Here is a 20,740-nt window from a genome sequence, read left to right on the forward strand (position 1 = left end):
TCTCGAAGTCCCTCGTTTTCTGTCCGAAAGTCTCCACAAGCACTTCAATGAAACGCTGGAGCTCATGACCATAGACGAGATCTACGACTTCGTAGCAGACATGGACGGTGTGCTGACGCTGCGGCCGGGGCCGGGCGACGGTTCCCCGGAGATCAGCTGGGGCGACCTGTTCTTCTACTACTCGCCCGACGGGGTCGTCCCCACCAACACTCAACCCTTCGCCACAATCGTCACCAAGAACTACCCCGGCGACGAAGCATCGCGTCTGGACCGCCCGGACACCTTTCGGGTGAATATCGCCGTCGGAAAGGACGCCTTCGTCAGCTGGGTCGGTCGCGCCCCTCGTGAACCCGCCCTCGACGAGCCCGACCCGAGCAGTCTCGACACGGTGATCGCCCACCCTGTGTACGGCACCGTCGCCTGGCTCGCGGTGGTGAACCCGGGTAAGCGCACGGAATCGGCGGTGCGCGAGTTGCTTACGACCGCCTACCGCCGCGCGAGGTCTCGTTACGAGCGTCGCGCTGAATCAACGCGTCGGTAAGTGACATACGCTCACGGCGACGCGAGTGCCCAGCGCGGCCGGTCGGCCGGCCTCTCAGCGTCCGCTACGAATCTCCGCGACGACTTCCTCGGCGTCCATGTCGAGGCTCCGGATCGCAACAACCATGCGTCCCAGTCTGCATGTTCATGACACGCGCCCGTGCCTGTTCGCTCGTAGTCGATCGGTTCGCGACCTGCCTGCCGGCGAACGGGGTAGGGGTTTACCGGCGTTGCAGGTTGATCCCCGCCAGCGGATAGGGCGCGGCGATCGGGGTTCCGCTGAGATTCACCGTTCCGATCCAGTGGCCCTGGCGGGGATCGATATCGCGCAGCGCCAGGCCGAGAGGGTTGGCGTGGAAGGTGACGTAGGTTTCGTCGGGGCCGACCGGGTGCTGGTACCCGGACCGGATGGTGTTCCCGCACTCCAGCTGGACCCAGGGGTCATGCGCGTAGATGCGCAGGGTGCAGTCGTTCAGTGGGGTACCGATGACGTTCGAGGGGTGCTGGGTGATGTGGTAGAACCCGGGCGGGATGATGCCGTTGCGCGGGAATTCCGGGTCGTCTGCGGAGGCGACAGCAGGGGTGGTGCAGACAGCGGCGGCGGCGAGCGCGATGCCGGCCACGACGGCGCGAAGTTTCACGGTTGAGTCTCCTGTCGAGTTGTTCGGTTTGCCCCTGTGTCGCATTTTCCGCTCTGATCGTTTCAGAAGCCCTGGTGGAGAGTAGCTCTCACTGCGCTGGTCGTCCTTCGTAGGCCTCGCGCATGGCGTGCGCGTCGATCTTCTTCATGCCGAGCATGGCCTGCATCGCCCGGTTGACGGCCTCGCGGTCTTCGCCGACGAGCAGCGCGTTGGCTTCCGTCGGCCACACCTGCCAGGGGACGCCGTATTTGTCGTTGAGCCAACCGCATTCGACTTCCTGACCGCCGTCGGCGAGCAGGGCGGTCCAGAGGCGGTCGACTTCGTCCTGGCTGTCACAGTTGATCAGCAGCGACATCGCGTGGGTGTACTGGTATTCGCCACCGCCGTTGATGGCGGTGAACTGTTGGCCGGCGAGTTCGAAGTCGACGGTCAGCACCGAGCCCGCCGGTCGCGGACCGGCTTCGGTGTAGCGCTGGATACCGGTGATCTTGGCATCGGGAAACAGCGAACAATAGAACTCCGCGGCTTCCTCGGCCTCGGTGTCGTACCACAGGTTTGTGACGATCTTCTGCATTCGCTCCTCCTTGTCGGGTGGCTACATCGGCAGGTCACCAGTTCCTGAGCGCGGGCATTATCGAGCCGTGTACTTCACCCAACCCGACCCGCCCGCCCCCTGGGCCCGGAGCGCTGGCGGTGATGGTGACGGCATCACCGTCCACGAGGAAGGTGCGTTCGGAGTCCAGCACGGTGATCGGCTCGGCGCCGCCCCAGGTGAGTTCGATGAACGAACCCCGCTCATCGGGTTCGGGGCCGGAGACGGTGCCGGAGGCGTACAGGTCGCCGGTGCGTACGGAGGCACCGTTGGCGGTGAGATGGGCCAGCATCTGGGCCGGTGACCAGTACATCCGGGAGTACGGCGGCCGGGACACCACCTGGCTGTTCCACTGCACACACAAGTCGATATCCAGCCCCCAGTCGTCGTGTTCCCGCAGGTAAGACAGCGGTTCGGGGTATTGCGGGGGCAGCGGTATCCGGGCCGCGGCCAACGCTTCCAGCGGAGTGACCCACGCCGATATCGACGTGGCGAACGATTTACCGAGGAACGGGCCGAGCGGCTGATACTCCCACGCCTGGATATCACGGGCGGACCAATCGTTGACCAGTGCCACACCGAAAACATGGTCGGCGAAATCGGCGGTGCCGAGCGGGGAACCCAGCGCCGAACCCGTCCCGATGACGAAACCCAATTCGGCCTCGATATCCAGCCGCTCGGTCGGCGAGAAAGTGGGCGAATCGGTTCCGGTCGCGCGGTGCTGACCGCGCGGCCGGACGATCTCGGTGCCGGAAACGACGACCGTTCCCGCCCGCCCGTGATACCCGACCGGCAGATGCCGCCAGTTCGGCAGAAGTGGATCGGAGCCAGGACGCAGCAGTTTGCCGAGGTTTGTCGCGTGGTCGATGCTGGCGTAGAAGTCGACGTAGTCGCCGATGCGGACCGGCAACGCCATCCGCACCTGCTCTATCGGGTACAGCGCGGTATCGACGACCTCACCGGCGAGCAGCGTCTGCGCCCGTTCCCGCACCTCCCGCCATTTGCCCGGCCCGGCGGCCAGGAAGGCGTTCAACTCGCCCCTGGCCAATACCGGGTCGCCCAGCATCGTCGCCAGGTCGAGCACGCGTTCGTCGACGCGGACCCCGACCCGGAAATCCCCGCCGGGCGGCGCGAACACCCCGTACGGCAGGTTGTCCAAGCCGAAAAGGGAATCGTCGGGCACCTCCACCCGGATCCTCATACAGGCCCCCGCCCCGACCAGGTCCACGTATAGTCCGGGTCTTCGCAGGCCAGCGCACCTTCGCCGAGCAGAAGTGGCCGGAAGGTATCGACCATAACGGCCAACTCATCGAAGAATTCCGCGCCGATACCACCCTCGTAGGCGCCGGGTTGTGGGCCGTGCGCGTAACCCCCGGCATGCAGCGACACCGATCCCGGTCCTATCCCCGAGCCTTTGCGCGCCGCGTAATCGCCACCGCAATAGAACATGACTTCATCGGAATCCACATTCGAGTGGTAGTAGGGCACCGGAATCGACAGCGGGTGATAGTCGACCTTGCGCGGCACGAAATCACACACCACGAAATTGGTTCCCTCGAACACCTGATGCACCGGCGGTGGTTGATGCACTCGCCCGGTGATCGGCTCGAAGTCGGAAATATTGAAGGTGAACGGGTACAGGCATCCGTCCCAGCCGACCACGTCGAACGGATGGGTGGCATACACCAGTCTGGTGCCGACGAGCTGCCCGGCCGGTCGGTGTTTCACCAGGACCTCGACATCGGCGCCGGAGACAAGCAGGGGCTCGTCCGGCCCGTGCATATCGCGCTCACAGTACGGCGCGCTCTCCAAGAACTGGCCGTATCGGGACAGATAGCGGCGCGGCGCAGCGATATGACCGGACGCCTCGATCACATAGGCCCGCACCGGTTGCGTGCCGTTGGGCACCCAGCGGTGGGTTGTCGCCCGGGGGATGAGCACATGATCACCGGGACGCGCCGACAGTGCCCCGAACACGGTTTCGACTGTCGCGCTACCGGCCTCGACGTACACCAGCTCGTCGCCGACGGCGTTGCGGTACAGCGGCGACGCGCCCGAGGCGACCACATACGACAGCCGCACGTCGGCATTGGCCAGCAGCAGCCGCCGCCCGGTCACCGGGTCGTTCGCGGCGGGGGCGTCGCCGGGGAACAGCTCGTGCAGCCGCAGATGACGGTGGCGCAGCGGATGATTCGGCACGATCGTCTGATCCCCCAGCTCCCACTCGGTCGCATCCACGATCGCCGAGGGCAGCCCAAGGTGGTACAGCAGCGACGAGTCCCCGGAGAACCCCTCTTCGCCCATCAGCTCCTCGCAGTAGAGCCTGCCCTGCCCGTCCCGATGCTGGGTATGCCGCTTCGGCGGCACCGCCCCGACCTGCCGATAGAAAGCCACGACACCTCCCGCCGAACGGACGGACAGTCACCTCAATGGTATGTAGGGGGACCCGCGAGCGGTCCTGATCGATAGCAACAACTTCATCTGCGAGGCTCGAGGAAGTTCTACACCCTGTTGGGGAGAAACATTGTTATCCGGCACAAAGGTGTCGGTATCGTTGTGCGCATGACCGCCGTTCATGAGTCGCTCATGACGCCCGGAGAGTTCGAGGAACTCGACCGGTGTGCCGGGCAGGTGTCCGAAAATGTGCGACTGGAGTTCGTCGCAGGCAAGCTGGGGGCGAAGGCAGTACCGGATGGGGATCACGAGCGGATCATTCAGGGCTTGATTCGGCTGTTCGTGCTGCTTCGTCCGGACCTTTGCCTCTTCACCGGGCAGGGGCTTAAGGTGCAGCGCCATCGCAACGGCCGCGCCAGACCGGACGGCGTACTGGCAGTCGGCGACGCCTTCGCCGGTCAAGGGCAGTGGGCCGATCCGGCGCCGGTGCTCATGGTGGTCGAGGTGACCTCACGCGACCAGGACACCGAGCAGCGAGACCGCTGCGACAAACCTGTTGCTTATGCGTCCACCGGGATACCGATTTATCTGCTGATCGACCGGACTTCAGGCGAAGTCACTGTTTTCAGCCAGCCGAGCGAGACCCGCTACCGCTCGAGAACCACGGTGCCGTTCGGCGCTGTTGTCCAGATCCCCGATCCCATCGGAGTCGCCCTGGACAGCGAACCGCTCAAGCATGGGTATGAGGATGCTCAGTCGCTGAATACCGCGATAACCGGCGCGTGATCGCTGGGCTGTTTACCTTTGCGTTCTTCCCGGTCGACCATGGCGTCGGTCGCGGCGGCGGCCAGTGCGGGGGAAGCGAGGATGAAATCGATCCGCATTCCTTCTTTGCGCGGGAAACGCAGCTGGGTGTAATCCCAGTATGTGTAGACCCCGGGGCCGGGTGCGTAGGGGCGCATGACATCGGTGAAACCGGTGTCGAGGATGGCGGTGAAGGCATCGCGTTCCGGTTGTGAGGTGTGGGTTTTCCCGGCGAAGAATTCGGCGGACCACACGTCGTCGTCGGTGGGGGCGATATTCCAGTCACCTGCCAGAGCGATCCGGGCCTGCGGGTCGGCGCTCAACCATTCCTGGGCGTTACGGCGCAGAGTGGCCAGCCATTCCAGTTTGTAAGCGTAATGCGGGTCGGTGAGCGACCGACCGTTCGGCACGTACAGGCTCCACACCCGCAACCCGCCGCAGGTCGCGCCGATCGCCCGCGCCTCGACCACCGGGGCACTGATCAGCGATTCACCGGCGTCTTTGTCGAAACCGGGCTGTCCGGGGAAGGCGAACTCGATATCGGTCAGGCCGACCCGGGAGACGATCGCCACCCCGTTCCACTGGTTGACACCCAGATGTGCCGCCTCGTAGCCGAGTTCTTCGAACTTGTCGAACGGGAACTGGTCGTCGCGGCATTTGGTTTCCTGCAACGCCAGCACGTCGATGTCCTGGCGGTCCAGCCACGACGTCACCCGGTCCAGCCGGGTGCGGATGGAGTTGATGTTCCAGGTGGCCAGGCGCACGGTCTTCTTTCTACCGCACCACGGGTATCGGCCCGCCGGGGACCGCGTAGCGGTAGCTGTGGTGGTCCACGAATCCCAGCTGGCGGTACAACGCGAGCGCGCCCGCATTGTCCGCCTCCACCTGCACATATGCATGGGTTGCTCCGCGGTCGCGGCCCCAGCGCAGCAGTTCCGCGCATACCAGCGCGGCCAGACCGTGCCTGCGGTGCTGGGCCGCGACCGTCACACAGGACAGCCCGATCCAGTGCCGGTCGTCGGGGGCGGTGGTCAGCGCGCCCCGTGCGATGGCGATCGGTTCCGGCAGGCCGAGGGAGGCGAAACCGACGGCACCATCGCGTACCGCGGTCAACACCTCCGGTACCGGTACCGGAGGTGTGGGCTCGGTGTGGTCCGGGGGTTCCTCGCCGCGGAACCGGTGCATCCGCAGCCAGGTATCCGAGGGTTCCTGCGCGATCCGCACCATCGGCGGGCCCTGCGGGAACACGAAATTGTCCAGGTCCATACCGAGCACCGCTGTCTCACCCCAGCTGTTCCATCCGGGCGGTACGGAGGCGAGCCGGTCGGGCAGCAGCAGTCGCGGCGGTAGGTTGCGCTGGGTGTACCAGGTGTTGATCCGGTGCAGGGTGTCCACCGTGAACTGCGGCGGCCCGTCCGCATCGCCGAGCGGTACCGCCGAATTCGCGCGCCTGGTGTAACCGTGACCGGCGCGGGCCAGCCAGCCGTCGATCCAGGCGTGTTCGGTTCCGGGCCAGCCTGCCGCGGCGGCGGCCTCTAGCGCGCGGATCTCCCCGGTGCGAATCGGCCGAGCTGCCAGCGCCTTCAAGGCCACCACCCGATCGGCGGTGACCGAGACGGTGCGGCCGTCGGCGGTGCGGACCGTCACCGGTTCCAGCGACACCAGCTCCCCGATCACATCGGTCAGCGGCTGCGCGTACCCCTCGGGCAGCCGGTACCGCAACACCACGCGGCGGCCCACCTCGATACCGGGCAGACCTCCCGGTGTACCGGGCGCAGCCGGCTCAGTCATGCCCGAACGGATCCGGCCCCACGCCGGGTAGCCAGCTCAAACCAGGTGTGCCCCAGCCATTGCGTTTGATCGCCTTCTTCGCTGCGCGCGCATTGCGGCCGATCAGCACATCCACATAGAGGAACCCGTCCAGGTGGCCGACCTCGTGCTGCAGCATCCGCGCGAAGAAGCCGTTGCCTTCGACGGTGACCGGTTCGCCGTGCTCATCGGTCCCGGTCACCCGCGCCCACTCCGCGCGGCCGGTGGGGAACTGCTCACCCGGCACCGACAGGCAGCCCTCTTCGTCGTCGTCGGGGTCCGGCATGGTTTCCGGGATCTGCGAGGTCTCCAGCACCGGGTTGATCACCGCGCCGCGCCGCCGTGTCACCGCGCCGTCGGCGCCCTCATCAGGGCAGTCGTAGACGAACAGGCGTTTGGCGACCCCCACCTGGTTGGCGGCCAGACCGACCCCGTTGGCCGCGTCGAGCGTTTCGTACATATCCGCGATCAGCCCCGCCAGCTCCTCCGGCGATTCGGTTACCTGTTCGGTCGGATGGTGCAGAACGGGATCGCCGACGATCACGATAGGGAGGATTGCCATGCTGGAAGTTTATTGATGTCCGGCTTGTCGGGGCGCGCGGGTAGCTGTCGGTCCAACCGTTTAGGGTGGGGCCGGACGTACCGCGTGTTGGCGCACTATGTTTCTGGGACAGTCGTGGTTGAATATCCGCCACGTAGTAATACCCGGCGACAAGTACCCGGAGACTACGCATATTTCGTCCGGTGGGTGACTCGGCGAGGGAGCAAGATGGACGGCGCAGCGGCGCGGAATCTTTCCGCACACCGGGACGGCGCAGGCAGCCCCGACAGCCCGAACGAAGCAGCGGCCAACGTGGATACAGCGCATTCCGAACACCCCGGTAACACCGACGACGGGTTGAGCCGCCGCGACCGCGACATCCTTGCCTTCGAACGCCAATGGTGGAAATACGCGGGCGCCAAAGAAGAAGCGATCCGCGAGCTGTTCGGCATGTCCCCGACCCGCTACTACCAGGTGCTGAACGCATTGGTGGACCGGCCAGAAGCACTGGCCGCCGACCCGATGCTGGTCAAGCGACTGCGCAGGCTGCGGTCCAGCAGGCAGAAAGCGCGCGCCGCGCGGCGGCTGGGCTTCCAGGTGTGACGCGCTAGGCTCGGTCACGTGAGCAACTCGAACCCCACCTCCGGTGGGCCACCGCTGCGCGCGCTGGCGATGGTTCTGATTTCGCTGGCCATCGTCTTCGCCGGTCTCGGCGCGATGTCGCTGTCGAGTGCGAAGTCCGACACCGCGGAGGCGGCCGATTCGGAAACCAGCAGCGAAACCGCGGCGCCGCAGGTGACCGCGGCCGCGACGACCAGGGCAGGCGCGGGTACCACAACGTCGGCGGGTGCTACCGCCACCAGCAGCGCACAGACCACACCGGGCAAAGCAACCACCACCGCAGCCGACGGTGTCGACCGGTCCGTTCCGGTGCAGGTGCTCAACAACAGCCTCGTCGCCGGGCTGGCCGCGCGCACTGCCGATGAACTCGGCGCCGAGGGCTGGACGAACACCTCGACCGGCAACTATGCGGGCAGCACCCTCGCCGAGACCACCGTGTACTACGGCGACGGAGCAGGCGACAAGGAAGCAGCCGAGGCGATCGCGGCCGAACTCGGGGCGAAAGCCGCACCGAATCCCGGTATCGGGGACAGTTCAACGGGGGTGACCGTGATCGTGACCGGTGAGTAGGGAGCGGCAGAGCGGCACAGCCCTGTCATGGGACGACAGGGCCGACGTGGCATCATCTTGTCCGGTAATGATCGTGTTGATCGAGCTTTGCTCGTAAACTCGGTACTCGTAAAGGAGTTCTCCGATGGCACCGTCCACAACTCGTCGCCCGTCCTGGCGGAGCGTGACCCCGGTGCTGGCTGTCGCGGCTTTCGGCCTCGTTGCCTGCACGAACAGTCAGGAGTCGAGTGACGTCCCGGGGACGACCCCGCCGGTGTTCACCAGTTCCCCGGCTCCGGCGGGCGCCGAGAACGAGCACGGCGGCACCCACAACGACACCCCGGCGGGCTCCGGCACCGAAGTCCAGCTGAAGGACCCGTCCGGCGCCACGGTGGGCACCGCCGATATCGCCGAGGACGGCGACCACCTGCGGATCACTGTCGAAGCGCGCGGGCTGGAACCCGGCTTCCACGGCCTGCACTTCCACGAGGTCGGTAAGTGCGAGGCGAATTCGACCCCGCCGGCTGGCGGAGACCCGGGTAACTTCCTGTCCGCGGGCGGTCATCTGCAGGTCGGTGGTAACAACGCGCACCCGGCCAGCGGCGATCTGACCTCCCTGCAGGTCCGTAAGGACGGCGAAGGCTATCTGGTCACCACCACGGATTCGGTGACCATGGCCGATGTGCGCGGTAAGGCGCTGATGATCCACGCCGGCTCCGACAACTTCGGCAATATCCCCGACCGCTACTCGCGTGACGGTGAAACCGGGCCGGACGAGACAACACTGTCAACCGGTGACGCAGGCGGGCGCATCGCCTGCGGTGTAGTCGAATAGGACACCAACCATGATGGGCGGGGCGAGAATCGAATCGGTTCCCTTCCGAGGTTCGCCCCGCCCGACCATCGGTATCGAATGGGAGATCGCGCTCGTCGACAAGGTGAGCCGGGATCTGTCCAATACCGCGGCCGCCGTTTTCGATTCGGTCGGTGATCTGCGCGCCCACGACGGCACCCCGCAGGTCACCAAGGAGCTGCTGCGTAACACGGTGGAGCTGGTGACCGGGGTGCACGACACCGTCGGCGGCGCGGTCGAAGATCTCAGCGCCACCATGGGCACGGTGCGCCGGGCCGCCGACCTGCTCGGCGTCGACCTGTTCTGTGCGGGCACCCATCCGTTCGCGCGCTGGTCCACCCAGCAGCTCACCCGTTCCCAGCATTACGACGAGCTGATCGAACGCACTCAGTGGTGGGGGCGGCAGATGCTGATCTGGGGCGTGCACGTGCATGTGGGGGTTTCGCACCGGAACAAGGTCTTTCCGATCCTGAACTCGCTGCTGCTGTCGTATCCGCATCTGCTCGCGCTGTCGGCGTCCTCGCCGATGTGGGCCGGTTCGGATACCGGTTATGCCAGCAACCGGGCGCTGATGTTCCAGCAGCTGCCCACCGCGGGACTGCCGTTCCAGTTCGAGAACTGGCGGCAGTTCGAGTATTTCGTGCACGACGAGATGAAAACCGGTGTGTTCGAACAACTCGGCGGTATGCACTGGGATATCCGGCCCGCCCCCAAATGGGGAACGATCGAGGTGCGCGTGTGCGACGGCATCTCCACCCGGGCCGAACTGGCCGCCCTTGCCGCGCTCATCCACTGCCTGGTCGTCAATCTGGATCAGCGGGTGGAGAACGGTGAACAGCTGCCGACGCTGCCGCCATGGCATGTCCAGGAGAACAAGTGGCGGGCCGCGCGTTACGGGTTGGACGCGATCATCATCGTCGACGACGACAGCAACGAGCGCCTGGTCACCGACGACCTGACCGAACTGCTCAACCGGCTCGAACCCACCGCCAAACAGCTCGGCTGCGCCGACGAACTGGCCATGGTGGCCGAGATCCCGCAACGCGGCGCCTGCTATCAGCGGCAACGCAAAGTGGCCGCGGCCGCTCAGGGGGATCTGGTGGCGGTGGTCGACGCACTGGTCAAAGAACTCGACCAGTAACCCGCGAAACCGTCCCCGGTTCGGTGTCTGCTGTTCAGTTGGCCGTGGAGGTGGCGTTCACCCGGCGTTTACGATGGTCGGATGTTAGTGGAAGACCCGAAAACCGGAGCAGGACACCGGACGCTGAGGCTGGGCGTACCGAACGTCGGAATTCGGGTCGCCGCCGCCGTTGCCGCGGTTCCGATGCTGCTGGTCGTATTGCAGGGGGTGGCGCTGTGGCAGGGGTTCGAGGGACCGCTGGAAAGCCTGTGGCGTGATTACGTGGGCGCACCGAAATCGATGACGGTGCCGTGGGCGGGGCTGGTTCTTGCGTTGGTCGGTATCTCGATGCGGCGGCGGATGATTGCGCTCGCCATCGCGGTCCTGCTCGACGCCGGGTATGCGGGTATCCGCTTCGTTGCCGGTGAGCCGTTCACCGTCGGTAACGGGCCGGTCCTGGTGCTCACCGGTCTTGCGCTGCTGGCCTGGTTGCGCTGGCAGGGCAGCGAACGCCGCAACGCGCTACATGCTTCGGCGCTGGGCGCGCTGCTGATCCTGGCCACCAAAGTGGGTGATGTGTGGTTGCACATCACCATCGCAGCCGAGCCGAAGGTGCTCGACGAATACGTGATGCTGGCCGATCACGCCCTCGGTGACCCGTCCTGGGTGGTCGGCCGGGTGCTGGAGACATTGGGTCCGGTGGCCGAAGCGGTGCTGCACTGGGTCTATATCGAACTGCCCGCCGCCGCGATCGTTGTCGCGGTATGGCAGCTGCGCGGGGTGGTGTCGAGCGGACGCTGGCCCAGCCATTACTTGGTGCGAACCTTCCTGGTGCTCGGGTTGCTCGGGCCGCTGGTGTATCTGCTGTTCCCGGTGGTCGGTCCGATGTTCGTGTTCGGCGCCGACGGCAACGGTTTCCAGCTCGGCAACTATTGGCCCGGGGTGGTGCCGCCACTGGACCGCACCCCGGCCGCGCTGCCCTTCGACGAGGTGACGCCACGCAACTGTATGCCGTCCATGCACACCGCGTGGGCGCTGGCGGTTTTCCTGCACACCCGCCGCGCTGCCGACGGCTCGCTCGCCCCGCGCTGGCTGCGTTGGGGCGGCGCGTTCTGGTTGCTCGGCACCCTGGCCGCGACCCTGGGTTTCGGCTACCACTACGGCGTCGATCTGGTGGCGGGTGCGGTGCTGTGCCTGACCGTGGAATCGGCGCTGCGGGAACCCGAACGGGGCTGGGGCTGGTTCCGCATCCGACTGGTCGCGGGCGGTTGCGCGGCCCTCGCCGCGCTGCTGCTGTCCTACCGCTACCTCGCGGTGCCGATGGCCGACCATCCTGTCGTCGCCGGGACCGTGGTGCTCGGGCTGCTGGCCGCGGTGGCGGCGGGGTTCCATGCGACGTGGTTCGCGCGCCGAGAGCGTACGGCGGCCGGTGAACCGGTTGCCCAGGCCGAGCCGGTGGACGAGCCACGCGTCGCCGTGGACGATGCGGAACGCACGGCCACGCCCGCGCCGCAGGGGGTGGTCGCGCTGGATGAGCCACCGGTGCAGTCGCAGCCCGACGTTTCCCAGAAGACAGCGGTGGCGATCCAGCGAACGTAGCGCGCAAGCCTCCGCGTTCAGGCGGAGGTCAGCGCATCTGGTACAGCCAGAGCTTTCGCCGGGCTGAATGAGCTCGACGTCCGGTTGATGGGAGCAGTCGGCAGGGCGACGTCGAGCAGCCAGGGCCCGAACCGAAGGCCAGAGACCGGAGTGGAAGGAACCCGCCGCGCAGTATTGCTCAGCTCTCGGGGCCGCTGGCCGGTCGCGGCTGCTGCGGTTCGAGTTCGTCGCCGAGTTCGTTGACCGCGAGCAGGCCGTCGCGGTGGCGCTGTTCGCGGTAGGCGGTGCGGCCGAGCAGGTGCGCGATCACCGGGGCGGTGATCAGGGTGAACAGGCCGACCAGCAGCAGCATCCACGCGTCCGGGCTGTCGTAGACGCGGATAATGGTTCCGGTCAGCACCAGGGTCAGGCCGATGACCTGTGGTTTGGTGGCCGGGTGCATGCGGAACAGGGTGTCAGGGAAGCGGGCGATGCCGATCGCCGCGGTGAACGCCATAGCGGCGCCGAGCAGGATCAGCGTCCCGGAGATCCAGTTCGCCACGGTCGTCATGTCTCGTCCTGTACGCGGAAACGTGTGACAGCGGCCGAACCGAGGAAGCTGACCAGCGACAGCGCGACCATACCTGGCACCACGGTGGTGTCACGGCTGTATGCGGCCCAGACGGCGAGCCCGCAGATAGCCATGGCGAGCATGGAGTCGATGCCGACCACCCGGTCGATCGTGCTCGGCCCGGCCAGGACTCGGTAGGCGGTGATCAGCGCGGCGGCCGATAGCAGCACCCCGGCCGTTACGGCGACGACGGTCATTACTTCACCTCCACGGATGTTCCGGTAACGGGACGCTCGAATGTGGCGATCAGCAGGCGCTCCAGCTGCCGCGTGGTGCGATAGAACTTGTCCACCGCCTCTTCGCTGCCCACGTCGATGACATGCACATAGATCACGCAGCGTTCCCGGTTGATTTCCAGCACCACGGTTCCCGGGATCGCATTCAGCAGGTTGGTGCACAGCACGAGCACCAGATCGGATTTGAAGCTGAAGAACACCCGCAGCACACCCGAGATCGGTGGCGGCGCGGGCCGCACCGAAAACCACGCTACCTGAAGACTGGATTCGAGCGCGTAATAGATACTCACCGCGGTCAGCTTCACCAGCGGGGCCAGCCGCACCCAGCCCCGCACGGGAACCGCGGGCAGCGGCAACGCGAACATGATCGCGGCGCCGACCGCGAGCCCGGCCAGCAGGTTGGCGAGGCTGATATGTCCCCACAGGGCCATCCAGACCACAGCCAGCCAGACCAGGACTGCGACGCGGATCAGGTTCTCTCGGCTCATCGCTGTGGCTCCTGCCCGAGCACCGCGCTGATATAGATCCCCCTGTCGCGCAGGTCCACCGCCGCACGATCGGCGATATCGAGCATCGGTCCGGCCCATACGGTCAGCGAGAGCCCGACGGCGACCAGTGCGGCAGTCGACAGCACCATCAGCGAAGGCATACGGCCCGGATCGGTGCGCTCGTCATAGAGCATATCGGCGTTGTCCTCCACCAGCGACGGTAGTGTCGCCGCGGCCAGGTGGCCCTCCGGTGCTTCGGCGCGGGGCCGCCAGAACGCTTTGCTCCACACGCGGGCCACGGCATAGAGGGTGAGCAGGCTGGTCAGCACCGCTCCGGCCACCAGGACCCACGCCAGCACACTGCCTTGCTGGGCACCGGCCTGCATCAGCGCAACTTTGCCGACGAACCCGGAGAACGGCGGGATACCGCCGAGGTTCAATGCTGGTATCAGGAACAGCACCCCCAATATCGGGCTGGCCGAGGCGAGCCCGCCCAGCCGCCGCAGCGAAGACGAACCTGCCTGCCGTTCTATCAAACCGACCACTAAGAACAGCGCCGTCTGCACCAGGATGTGGTGCGCCACATAGAACACCGCGCCGGACACTCCGGCCTCGCTGGCCAGGCCCAACCCGAACATCATGTAGCCGATATGGCTGACCAGGGTGTACGACAGCAGTCGCCGGATATCGCTTTGCGCGATGGCGCCGAGGATGCCGATCAGCATGGTGAGCAGCCCGGCCACGAGCAGGAGGTTGCCGAAGCCACCAGCGGGGAAGATCAGAGTGTAGGTGCGGATGATCGCGTATACGCCGACCTTGGTGAGCAGGCCGGCGAACACGGCGGTGACCGGCGCTGGTGCAGATGGGTAGGAGTCGGGCAACCAGTTCGACAGTGGGAAGACTGCCGCTTTGATCCCGAACCCCACCAGCAGCACCGCGTAGACCGCGTTGCGTATGCCGTCCGGCACGGCGTCCATCCGGACCGCCAGCTGGGCCAAGTTCAGCGTGCCGGTGGCCGCGTAAGCCAGGGCGATACCGGTCAAGAAGATCAGCGACGACACCATCGAGACCATCGTGTACGACACACCCGCCCGGATGCGTTCGGCAGTCGCGCCCAGGGTGAGCAGCACGAACGAGGCGACCAGCAGGATCTCGAACCCGACGAACATGTTGAACAGGTCCCCGGCCAGGAACGCCAGCCACACCCCGGCGCTGAGCACCAGATACGTCGGCCAGAAGATCGAGGTCGGCTGTTTGACGTCGCGGTCGCGGATGTTCTGCCCGGCGCCGTACAAGGCCACCGCGAGCAGCACGATGGACGACACCAGCAGCATGGTCGCCGACAGCCGATCGACCACGAGCGTGATCCCGATCGGGGTCTCCCAGCCGCCGACCTGAACCGCAGTGGTCCCGTCGCGGTCGGCCAGGTACAGCAGTAGCGCGCAGATGACCACCGCCGCCGTGAGCGCGAACAACGCGACGAACCGCTGAGCGCGTGGGCGACGGCCGAAGATCAGCATCGCGGCGGCGGCCAGCAGCGGGACCAGGACCGGCAGCGGAGCCAAAACGGCGAGCAGGTCTTGTGGCGGGCTCATTCCTCGGGATCCTCCTGCTCGCGCTGAGCCGTGATCTCGACATCCTCCGGCGCGTTCTCGACGTTTTCGCTGGTGGTCAGGATGTAGGAGCGGTAGGCGAGCGCGAGCACGAAGGCCGCGACACCCATGGTGATGACGATCGCGGTCAACACCATGGCCTGGGCGAGCGGGTCGGCCATATCTTCGTGCACGGTGTTGGGGGATCCTTTGATCGGCGGCGCTCCGCTGGCTCCGCCGACCGTGATGATCAGCAGGTTCACCGCATTGCCGAACAGGATGATGCCGAGCAGCATCTTTGTCACGGACCGCTCGAGGATCAGGTAGACACCGCAGGCCACGTGCACACCGATGGCGAGCAACAGGATCAGGTTCGCGCTCATGACTGGCTCAGCTCGTCGTCCAGGCGCGCGCCGAGGCTGCGCAGCACATCCAGCACCAGACCGACGACGATCAGATATACGCCGAGGTCGAAGAACAGCGACGTCACCAGTTTCACGTGGCCGAGCAGCGGTAGTGTCACCTCCAGGATCGCCGAAGACAAGGGGGGTGCACCGAGCAGCACAGACGCGGCGGCCGTGCCTGCGGCGAAGACCAGCCCTGCCCCGAGCACATGACCGGCCTCCACCGGCAGCGCTTCACCCAGCTCGTACTGGCCGCCCGCGAGGTACCGCAATACCAGGGCCAGGCCCGCGGTGAGCCCGCCCGCGAAACCACCGCCGGGGGCGTTGTGGCCGGAGAAGAAGAAGTACACCGACAGCACCATGATGGTCGGGAAGACCAGCCTGGTGACGATCTGCAGGACCATCGACCGTTCCCGCCGGTCCACCAGTCTGCCCGCAGGCAGCCAGGAGATCAGGTCCGGTCGGTAGTTCGGCGCGTCTGCCGCGCGCGGCGCCGAGCCGAACCGGCGGCTGCGGAACACCAGCGACGCCACGCCCGTGGCCGCCACGACCAGCACCGAGATCTCGCCGAGGGTGTCCCAGGCGCGGATATCGACCAGCAGCACGTTGACCGCGTTCTTACCGCCGCCGAACTCGTACGCCGCATCGGGGATGCGCCGCCAGATCGGTTCGGTGCCGCGCGCGGCCATCGCGAAGGCCGCCAACACCATCACGGCCACGCCGGTGGTGGCGGCCAGTAGCGCCCGGCCGATATTGAAACGGAGGCTACTCGGCGTGCGGATCTCGGCCGGGAACGCGCGCAGCACCAGGACGAACATGACCAGCGTCAGGGTTTCCACCAGGAACTGGGTCAGCGCCAGATCCGGCGCTCCGTGCAGCGCGAAGATCACGCCGCAGCCGTAGCCGCTGATCCCGACGACCAGCACGCTGGCCAGCCGGTTGCGCATGATCGTGGCTCCGAGCGCCGACGCGATCATGATCACCACGACCACCGCTTGCAGGGCGGAGTCCCACAGCCGCAGTTCCACCCCGGTGCGAGTGCCCAGCGCGAGGGTCAGCACCGGAACGATGATCAGTGTGCTGAGGATGATCGCCTGGTTGGCGGGCAGCGAACCGCGCTGCACCGAACCGGTCATCCGCAGCGACAGCTTGTCCATCCCGCGCAGTGTCGCGTCGTAGGCGCGGTCGGCGTTGCCGAGCAGGGTGGTGGATTCACCGAACTGGCGTCGCACGACGAACAGTCCCGCGCCGACCGCGATGATGCCGACCGAGAGGGCGAGTGGAACGGTGAACCCGTGCCACAGCACCAGATGTGCGTCCAGTACTCCGGGCAGTGTTTCGGCGTACCGGCGCACCGCGTGGTCGACCTGCGGCGCGGCCAGTCCGGTGACCAGGCTCGCCGCCGCGAGCAGCGCGGGCGGACCGAGCAGCCATCCACCCGGTGCATGCCAGTCGGGTGCGTCGACTCCGGCTTTGTCGGCGAATGCGCCCCAGATGAAGCGCGCACTGTAGGCGACGGTCAGCATCGAGCCGAGCACCACTGCTGCGCAGAGCAGAATGCGGGCGGTACCTGTCAGATTGTCTGCTGCCAGGATCGCGCCGAGCGCGCCCTCTTTGGCAACGAAACCCCATAGCGGCGGGATACCGGCCATGCTCAGCGCGGCCAGCGCCGCGACCCCGAACAGCAGCGGTGAGCGGCGGCCGAGCCCGGTGAGCTGACGCAGCTCACGGGTGCCCGCACCGTGGTCGATGATGCCGACCACCATGAACAGGCAGGCTTTGAACATAGCGTGCGCCAGGATCAGCCCGGCACCGGCCAGGGCGGCATCGGGGGTGCCGATCCCCACCATCAGGATGAGGAAGCCGAGCTGGCTGACTGTGCCGAAGGCGAGCAACAGTTTCAGGTCGGTCACCTGCATTGCGCGCAGGCCCGCGAGCACCATCGATCCCGCGCCGAGGATCAATATCAGTGGATGCCAGACCGGATTGCCTGCGAATATGGGCGCGAGCCGGGCCACCAGGTATACGCCTGCTTTGACCATCGCCGCTGCGTGCAGATATGCGCTGACCGGGGTGGGCGCGGCCATCGCGCCGGGGAGCCAGAAGTGCAGCGGCACGATGGCCGACTTGCTGATCGCGCCGACCAGGATCAACGTCACCGCGATATTCACCGCGATACCGGAGGGCGGCCCGGAAGCCAGCAGATCCGACAGCAGATAACTGCCGCTTGCCTGCCCGAGGATGATGATGCCGACCAGCATGCTGAGCCCGCCCGCGGTGGTGACCAGCAGGGCCTGGATGGCCGCGCGGCGGCTGGTGGTTTGATCGGAGTTATGCCCGACCAGCAGGAAGGACAGGATGGTCGTCGCTTCCCAGAAAATGTAGAGCAACACCATGTTGTCGCTGGTGACAAGACCGAACATGGCGCCGGCGAATCCCACCATCTGGGCGGCGAACGCGGCCAGCCGCGGCTCGTCGTCGTCGAAATAGCGGGCGCAGTACACGAGGATGAGCGCGCCGACGCCGAGCACGAGCACGCACATGATGGCGGCCAGCGAATCGAAGCGGAGATCGACATCCATGCCGATGCTCGGCGCCCAGCTGAGCTGGACCTGTATGGTTTCGTTCCAGTTCGCGAGCACCCAGAGCAGCGATCCCAGCGGGACGGCAGCGAGTGGGAAGAACGCATTCCGGCCCATCACTCGGACGCACAGCGGAGCCGACAAAGCGGCAAGGGTGTGTGCGAACAATATTCCGAGCAAGCTTCACTCCGTCGGATCGGTGCGGCGGGGTGTTCCCGGTAATCCTACGTGCTGGGTTAGTAGGAAAACCGTCCAGGGCCGTATGGCATTCGCCATATTTGTCCGTTTTCGGCTCTGTCCAGGCAACTTGCAGCAACAGCGAGCTCCGTGCCCACGACTCGGCAGAAGCAGTGGCTCGCGATGGGGGACCGTCAGCGGTTGACCGCGGCGTAGCGGCGCAGAGACTCCACCTGATCCGGGTCGAGCGAGGGCCGGACCGCGGCGCGGGCCGCGGCGATATCGGCCGCGGTGACATCGGCGGCGTTCACGTCGCGGCGCATCGCGGCCAGCGCCGCCTCCCGGAGCAGCGCGGCGCAATCGGCCGCCGAATACCCCTCCAGCTCCCGGGCCAGCGCGGCCAGATCCACTTCATCGGCCAGCGGGACCGAACGGCCTGCGGTGCGCAGGATCGCTATCCGCGCCTGGACGTCCGGTGGCGGCACGAACACCAGCCGCTCCAGTCTTCCCGGGCGCAGCAGGGCCGGATCGATGAGCTCGGGCCGGTTGGTCGCGCCGACCACCACCACATCCCGCAGCGGTTCCACCCCGTCCAATTCGGTGAGCAGAGCCGCGACCACCCGGTCGCCGACCCCGGAGTCGCCGGTCTGCCCGCGCCGTGGCGCCAACGCATCCACTTCGTCGAGGAAGATCAGCGACGGCGCGGAGTCACGGGCACGCTGGAACAGCTCACGCACCGCCCGCTCGGAGGAGCCGACCCATTTATCCATCAGTTCCGCGCCCTTGACCCCGTGCACGCTGAGCTGACCGCTGCCCGCCAAGGCCCGCACCAGGAAGGTTTTGCCGCAGCCCGGTGGGCCGTAGAGCAGTACACCGCGCGGCGGCTCGACACCGAGCCGGGCGAACGAATCGGGGTGACGCAGCGGCCACAGCACCGTTTCGGTGAGCGCCTGTTTGGTGTCGGCCATATCGCCTACGTCGGCGAGATCGAGGCTGCCGATGGCCAGCTCCTCCATGCCGGAACGGGACAGTGGCCGGATCACCTCTAGCGCGTCGGTCAGGTCGTCCTGGGTCAGCTCCGGATCGGACTGCTGTTTGCTTGCCCGCGCGGCGGCCCGCAATGCCGCCTCCCGGCACAATGCGGCCAGATCGGCCACCACGAACCCCGGGGTGGAGCGGGCGATCTCCTCCAGCCGCAGCGGCGCGGTGGGCACCTTACGCAGCAGCTGTTCCAGCAGTGCCTTGCGCACCGCGGCGGTCGGCAGCGGCAGCGCGAGTTCCCGGTCGCACAGGTCCGGTGCGCGCAGCCGGGGGTCGATGCGCATCGGGTGCGCGGTGGTCGCCAGGAACGCGACACACGGGGCGGCGACCGCGGCGCGCAGCTGGTCGAGGATGAGCGTGGCGACCGGTTCGGCGGGGACCGGAAGCAGCGCGTCGATATCGGTGACGAGCAGAATGCCGCCCTGGCCGGAACTCGCCTCCGCGACAGCGGCGGCGACCGCCCGCAGCCGCGCGCCGCTCTCGGCTGCCCCGACCGCGGGACCGTCCAGCTCCACGATGCGCCGGGGTGCGGCCGCCGCGCGGGCCAGAGTTGTTTTGCCGACACCGGCCGGTCCGGTGATCAGCACGCCCAGATGCGGTGTGGCGCCGAGAGTTTTCAGCAGTTCGGGTTCATCGAGGGCCAGGTTCAGCCATTCGTCGAGTTTGGCCGCCTGCCCGTGCACTCCCGCCAGGTCTTCGACACGAATCTGCGGAGTGTGCGGTCCAGCGGTGACGGTGACCGGCGCGGGCGGCCCGCCCGGTGCAGTGACCGTGTGCGATCCGGGCACGAACTCCGGCTCGCGGGCACTGGCGGTGTCGACGGCTGCACCGGTTCCCGTGCTCCATTCGGCCGCGGTATTCGGTTGGACGCTCACCGGGCCGCGCGGCGGGTCGGTGGCGATCACGGTGAGCAGTTCGGTGGTCCAGGCGATTCCGAAGGCGCGGGACAGCGCTTGGCTGGCCGCCGACGCGGGGATATCGGGGCCCAGGTCGCGCGGCAGCAGCGAAACGGTGTCACCGACTGTGACCACCTTGCCGAGCAGTGCTTGTCGCAGGGTTGCGGGGGGTATGGAACTGGTGGCGTGCACAGATCCGCTGACCACGACCCGTTTCGCGCTGTGCACGGTCGCCGGTGCGAGTACGACGGTGGTGTCTTCGCGTAGCCCGGCGTTGGACAGCGTGACGTCGTCGAGCAGCGCGGTGCCTGCCGGGGTACCTGCGCGCGCGATACCGGCGACGGCGGCGGTGCGGCGTGAGCCGATCAACGTGATCGGGTCCCATTCACGTAATCCGAGTGCTGTCAGTACCTCCGGATGCAGCCGGACCACGCCGCGCCGCGCATCGGCGGCGGAGGTGTTCAGTCGGGCAGTCAGTGCCAGTTCAGCCATCGTGACCCATTGTGCCCGGAGGGCGGGGTCGATGGCTGATGTCGCTGTGGCCGGGCACGCGCTACTTCTGCCTGCCGAGCCGCAGCGTTACTCCTTGCTACTGTGAGTGTTGTCACATTTTTTTTCGGCGTGTTTATGGAACCGGGAAACTTGACGCGT

The 20,740-nt window shown here is 66.8% G+C and carries 21 protein-coding genes; 7 read left to right on the plus strand and 14 right to left on the minus strand.

Translation table 11 applies throughout. From position 1 onward, the window contains the following. The first annotated feature begins 64 nt into the window (after positions 1 to 64). The gene (locus B0T44_RS00905) at positions 65 to 541 is read left to right on the plus strand and encodes a DUF6194 family protein (RefSeq protein ID WP_077118388.1); all 477 of its coding nucleotides are present in this window, start codon (positions 65 to 67) and stop codon (positions 539 to 541) included. Positions 542 to 761: 220 nt separating this feature from the next. On the opposite strand, the gene B0T44_RS00910 is transcribed toward B0T44_RS00905, so the two are convergent. The 4 genes from B0T44_RS00910 to B0T44_RS00925 form a co-directional block, all read right to left on the minus strand. Next, complete coding sequence (locus tag B0T44_RS00910; protein ID WP_077118386.1) at positions 762 to 1,181, minus strand: hypothetical protein; 420 nt, start codon at positions 1,179 to 1,181, stop codon at positions 762 to 764. A gap of 88 nt (positions 1,182 to 1,269) precedes the next feature. Continuing rightward, positions 1,270 to 1,755 (minus strand): VOC family protein, encoded by a 486-nt coding sequence (locus B0T44_RS00915; protein ID WP_077118384.1) that lies wholly within the window; start codon positions 1,753 to 1,755, stop codon positions 1,270 to 1,272. 34 nt (positions 1,756 to 1,789) lie between these two features. Continuing rightward, the gene (gene fahA, locus B0T44_RS00920; RefSeq protein WP_077118560.1) at positions 1,790 to 2,974 is read right to left on the minus strand and encodes a fumarylacetoacetase; all 1,185 of its coding nucleotides are present in this window, start codon (positions 2,972 to 2,974) and stop codon (positions 1,790 to 1,792) included. After that, on the minus strand, positions 2,971 to 4,167 hold the full coding sequence (locus B0T44_RS00925) for a homogentisate 1,2-dioxygenase (protein WP_077118382.1): 1,197 nt from the start codon (positions 4,165 to 4,167) through the stop codon (positions 2,971 to 2,973). Before B0T44_RS00925 ends, fahA begins: the two co-directional genes overlap by 4 nt. Positions 4,168 to 4,335: 168 nt before the next feature. On the opposite strand from B0T44_RS00925, the gene B0T44_RS00930 reads away from it, so the two are divergent. Continuing rightward, positions 4,336 to 4,953, plus strand: a complete 618-nt coding sequence (locus B0T44_RS00930) for a Uma2 family endonuclease (protein ID WP_077118380.1) — start codon at positions 4,336 to 4,338, stop codon at positions 4,951 to 4,953. Here the strand turns inward: B0T44_RS00930 and B0T44_RS00935 are convergent. Genes B0T44_RS00935 through B0T44_RS00945 form a run of 3 tightly spaced genes read right to left on the minus strand, consistent with a single transcriptional unit; the run spans position 4,920 to position 7,342 of the window. Then, a complete protein-coding gene (locus B0T44_RS00935; protein ID WP_077118377.1) occupies positions 4,920 to 5,735 on the minus strand; it encodes an exodeoxyribonuclease III in 816 nt (271 codons plus the stop codon). The two genes, B0T44_RS00930 and B0T44_RS00935, sit on opposite strands and share 34 nt — an antisense overlap. 10 nt (positions 5,736 to 5,745) lie before the next feature. Then, on the minus strand, positions 5,746 to 6,762 hold the full coding sequence (locus B0T44_RS00940) for an N-acetylglutamate synthase, CG3035 family (RefSeq protein WP_077118375.1): 1,017 nt from the start codon (positions 6,760 to 6,762) through the stop codon (positions 5,746 to 5,748). After that, positions 6,755 to 7,342: a peptide deformylase gene (locus tag B0T44_RS00945; protein ID WP_077118373.1), complete on the minus strand. Its 588-nt coding sequence runs from the start codon at positions 7,340 to 7,342 to the stop codon at positions 6,755 to 6,757. Before B0T44_RS00945 ends, B0T44_RS00940 begins: the two co-directional genes overlap by 8 nt. 207 nt (positions 7,343 to 7,549) lie before the next feature. Here B0T44_RS00945 and napA point away from each other — a divergent pair, with 207 nt between their 5' ends. From napA to B0T44_RS00970, 5 genes are all read left to right on the plus strand, one after another. Next, entirely contained in the window at positions 7,550 to 7,924 is a 375-nt protein-coding gene (napA, locus tag B0T44_RS00950; protein ID WP_077118371.1) for a nucleoid-associated protein NapA, read from the plus strand. 18 nt (positions 7,925 to 7,942) lie between these two features. Then, positions 7,943 to 8,512, plus strand: a complete 570-nt coding sequence (locus B0T44_RS00955) for a LytR C-terminal domain-containing protein (protein ID WP_077118369.1) — start codon at positions 7,943 to 7,945, stop codon at positions 8,510 to 8,512. Positions 8,513 to 8,636: 124 nt separating this feature from the next. Continuing rightward, positions 8,637 to 9,326: a superoxide dismutase[Cu-Zn] gene (sodC, locus tag B0T44_RS00960; protein WP_077118367.1), complete on the plus strand. Its 690-nt coding sequence runs from the start codon at positions 8,637 to 8,639 to the stop codon at positions 9,324 to 9,326. A 13-nt stretch (positions 9,327 to 9,339) separates the two neighbouring features. After that, complete coding sequence (locus B0T44_RS00965) at positions 9,340 to 10,485, plus strand: glutamate--cysteine ligase (RefSeq protein ID WP_077118365.1); 1,146 nt, start codon at positions 9,340 to 9,342, stop codon at positions 10,483 to 10,485. A gap of 150 nt (positions 10,486 to 10,635) precedes the next feature. After that, positions 10,636 to 12,063: a phosphatase PAP2 family protein gene (locus tag B0T44_RS00970; protein ID WP_438269006.1), complete on the plus strand. Its 1,428-nt coding sequence runs from the start codon at positions 10,636 to 10,638 to the stop codon at positions 12,061 to 12,063. Positions 12,064 to 12,241: 178 nt separating this feature from the next. Here B0T44_RS00970 and mnhG read toward each other — a convergent pair whose 3' ends face one another. From mnhG to B0T44_RS01005, 7 genes are all read right to left on the minus strand, one after another. Continuing rightward, a complete protein-coding gene (gene mnhG / locus B0T44_RS00975) occupies positions 12,242 to 12,613 on the minus strand; it encodes a monovalent cation/H(+) antiporter subunit G (protein ID WP_077118363.1) in 372 nt (123 codons plus the stop codon). Beyond that, positions 12,610 to 12,870, minus strand: a complete 261-nt coding sequence (locus B0T44_RS00980) for a monovalent cation/H+ antiporter complex subunit F (RefSeq protein WP_077118361.1) — start codon at positions 12,868 to 12,870, stop codon at positions 12,610 to 12,612. Before B0T44_RS00980 ends, mnhG begins: the two co-directional genes overlap by 4 nt. Then, positions 12,870 to 13,397 (minus strand): Na+/H+ antiporter subunit E, encoded by a 528-nt coding sequence (locus tag B0T44_RS00985; RefSeq protein ID WP_077118358.1) that lies wholly within the window; start codon positions 13,395 to 13,397, stop codon positions 12,870 to 12,872. Before B0T44_RS00985 ends, B0T44_RS00980 begins: the two co-directional genes overlap by 1 nt. Further along, complete coding sequence (locus B0T44_RS00990; protein ID WP_077118356.1) at positions 13,394 to 14,992, minus strand: Na+/H+ antiporter subunit D; 1,599 nt, start codon at positions 14,990 to 14,992, stop codon at positions 13,394 to 13,396. Before B0T44_RS00990 ends, B0T44_RS00985 begins: the two co-directional genes overlap by 4 nt. After that, positions 14,989 to 15,372 (minus strand): Na(+)/H(+) antiporter subunit C, encoded by a 384-nt coding sequence (locus tag B0T44_RS00995; protein WP_077118354.1) that lies wholly within the window; start codon positions 15,370 to 15,372, stop codon positions 14,989 to 14,991. Before B0T44_RS00995 ends, B0T44_RS00990 begins: the two co-directional genes overlap by 4 nt. After that, positions 15,369 to 18,155 carry a Na+/H+ antiporter subunit A gene (locus B0T44_RS01000; protein WP_077118352.1) on the minus strand — a complete coding sequence of 929 codons (2,787 nt, stop codon included), beginning with the start codon at positions 18,153 to 18,155 and terminating at the stop codon, positions 15,369 to 15,371. The genes B0T44_RS00995 and B0T44_RS01000 overlap by 4 nt, the downstream gene beginning before the upstream one ends. A 191-nt stretch (positions 18,156 to 18,346) precedes the next feature. Continuing rightward, positions 18,347 to 20,581, minus strand: a complete 2,235-nt coding sequence (locus B0T44_RS01005) for an AAA family ATPase (RefSeq protein WP_077118350.1) — start codon at positions 20,579 to 20,581, stop codon at positions 18,347 to 18,349. Between the last annotated feature and the right edge of the window lie 159 nt (positions 20,582 to 20,740).

The organism is Nocardia donostiensis, assembly GCF_002081715.1.
Lineage (GTDB): Bacteria > Actinomycetota > Actinomycetes > Mycobacteriales > Mycobacteriaceae > Nocardia > Nocardia donostiensis.

Coding starts and splice junctions, on each gene's coding strand:
- B0T44_RS00940 (WP_077118375.1), bottom strand. CDS start 6,762: ATGACTGAGCCGGCTGCGCCCGGTACACCGGGAGGTCTGCCCGGTATC.
- napA (WP_077118371.1), top strand. CDS start 7,550: ATGGACGGCGCAGCGGCGCGGAATCTTTCCGCACACCGGGACGGCGCA.
- B0T44_RS00945 (WP_077118373.1), bottom strand. CDS start 7,342: ATGGCAATCCTCCCTATCGTGATCGTCGGCGATCCCGTTCTGCACCAT.
- sodC (WP_077118367.1), top strand. CDS start 8,637: ATGGCACCGTCCACAACTCGTCGCCCGTCCTGGCGGAGCGTGACCCCG.
- B0T44_RS00980 (WP_077118361.1), bottom strand. CDS start 12,870: ATGACCGTCGTCGCCGTAACGGCCGGGGTGCTGCTATCGGCCGCCGCG.
- B0T44_RS00995 (WP_077118354.1), bottom strand. CDS start 15,372: ATGAGCGCGAACCTGATCCTGTTGCTCGCCATCGGTGTGCACGTGGCC.
- B0T44_RS00915 (WP_077118384.1), bottom strand. CDS start 1,755: ATGCAGAAGATCGTCACAAACCTGTGGTACGACACCGAGGCCGAGGAA.
- B0T44_RS00985 (WP_077118358.1), bottom strand. CDS start 13,397: ATGAGCCGAGAGAACCTGATCCGCGTCGCAGTCCTGGTCTGGCTGGCT.
- fahA (WP_077118560.1), bottom strand. CDS start 2,974: ATGAGGATCCGGGTGGAGGTGCCCGACGATTCCCTTTTCGGCTTGGAC.
- B0T44_RS00990 (WP_077118356.1), bottom strand. CDS start 14,992: ATGAGCCCGCCACAAGACCTGCTCGCCGTTTTGGCTCCGCTGCCGGTC.
- B0T44_RS01005 (WP_077118350.1), bottom strand. CDS start 20,581: ATGGCTGAACTGGCACTGACTGCCCGACTGAACACCTCCGCCGCCGAT.
- B0T44_RS00905 (WP_077118388.1), top strand. CDS start 65: ATGACCATAGACGAGATCTACGACTTCGTAGCAGACATGGACGGTGTG.
- B0T44_RS00965 (WP_077118365.1), top strand. CDS start 9,340: ATGGGCGGGGCGAGAATCGAATCGGTTCCCTTCCGAGGTTCGCCCCGC.
- B0T44_RS00930 (WP_077118380.1), top strand. CDS start 4,336: ATGACCGCCGTTCATGAGTCGCTCATGACGCCCGGAGAGTTCGAGGAA.
- mnhG (WP_077118363.1), bottom strand. CDS start 12,613: ATGACGACCGTGGCGAACTGGATCTCCGGGACGCTGATCCTGCTCGGC.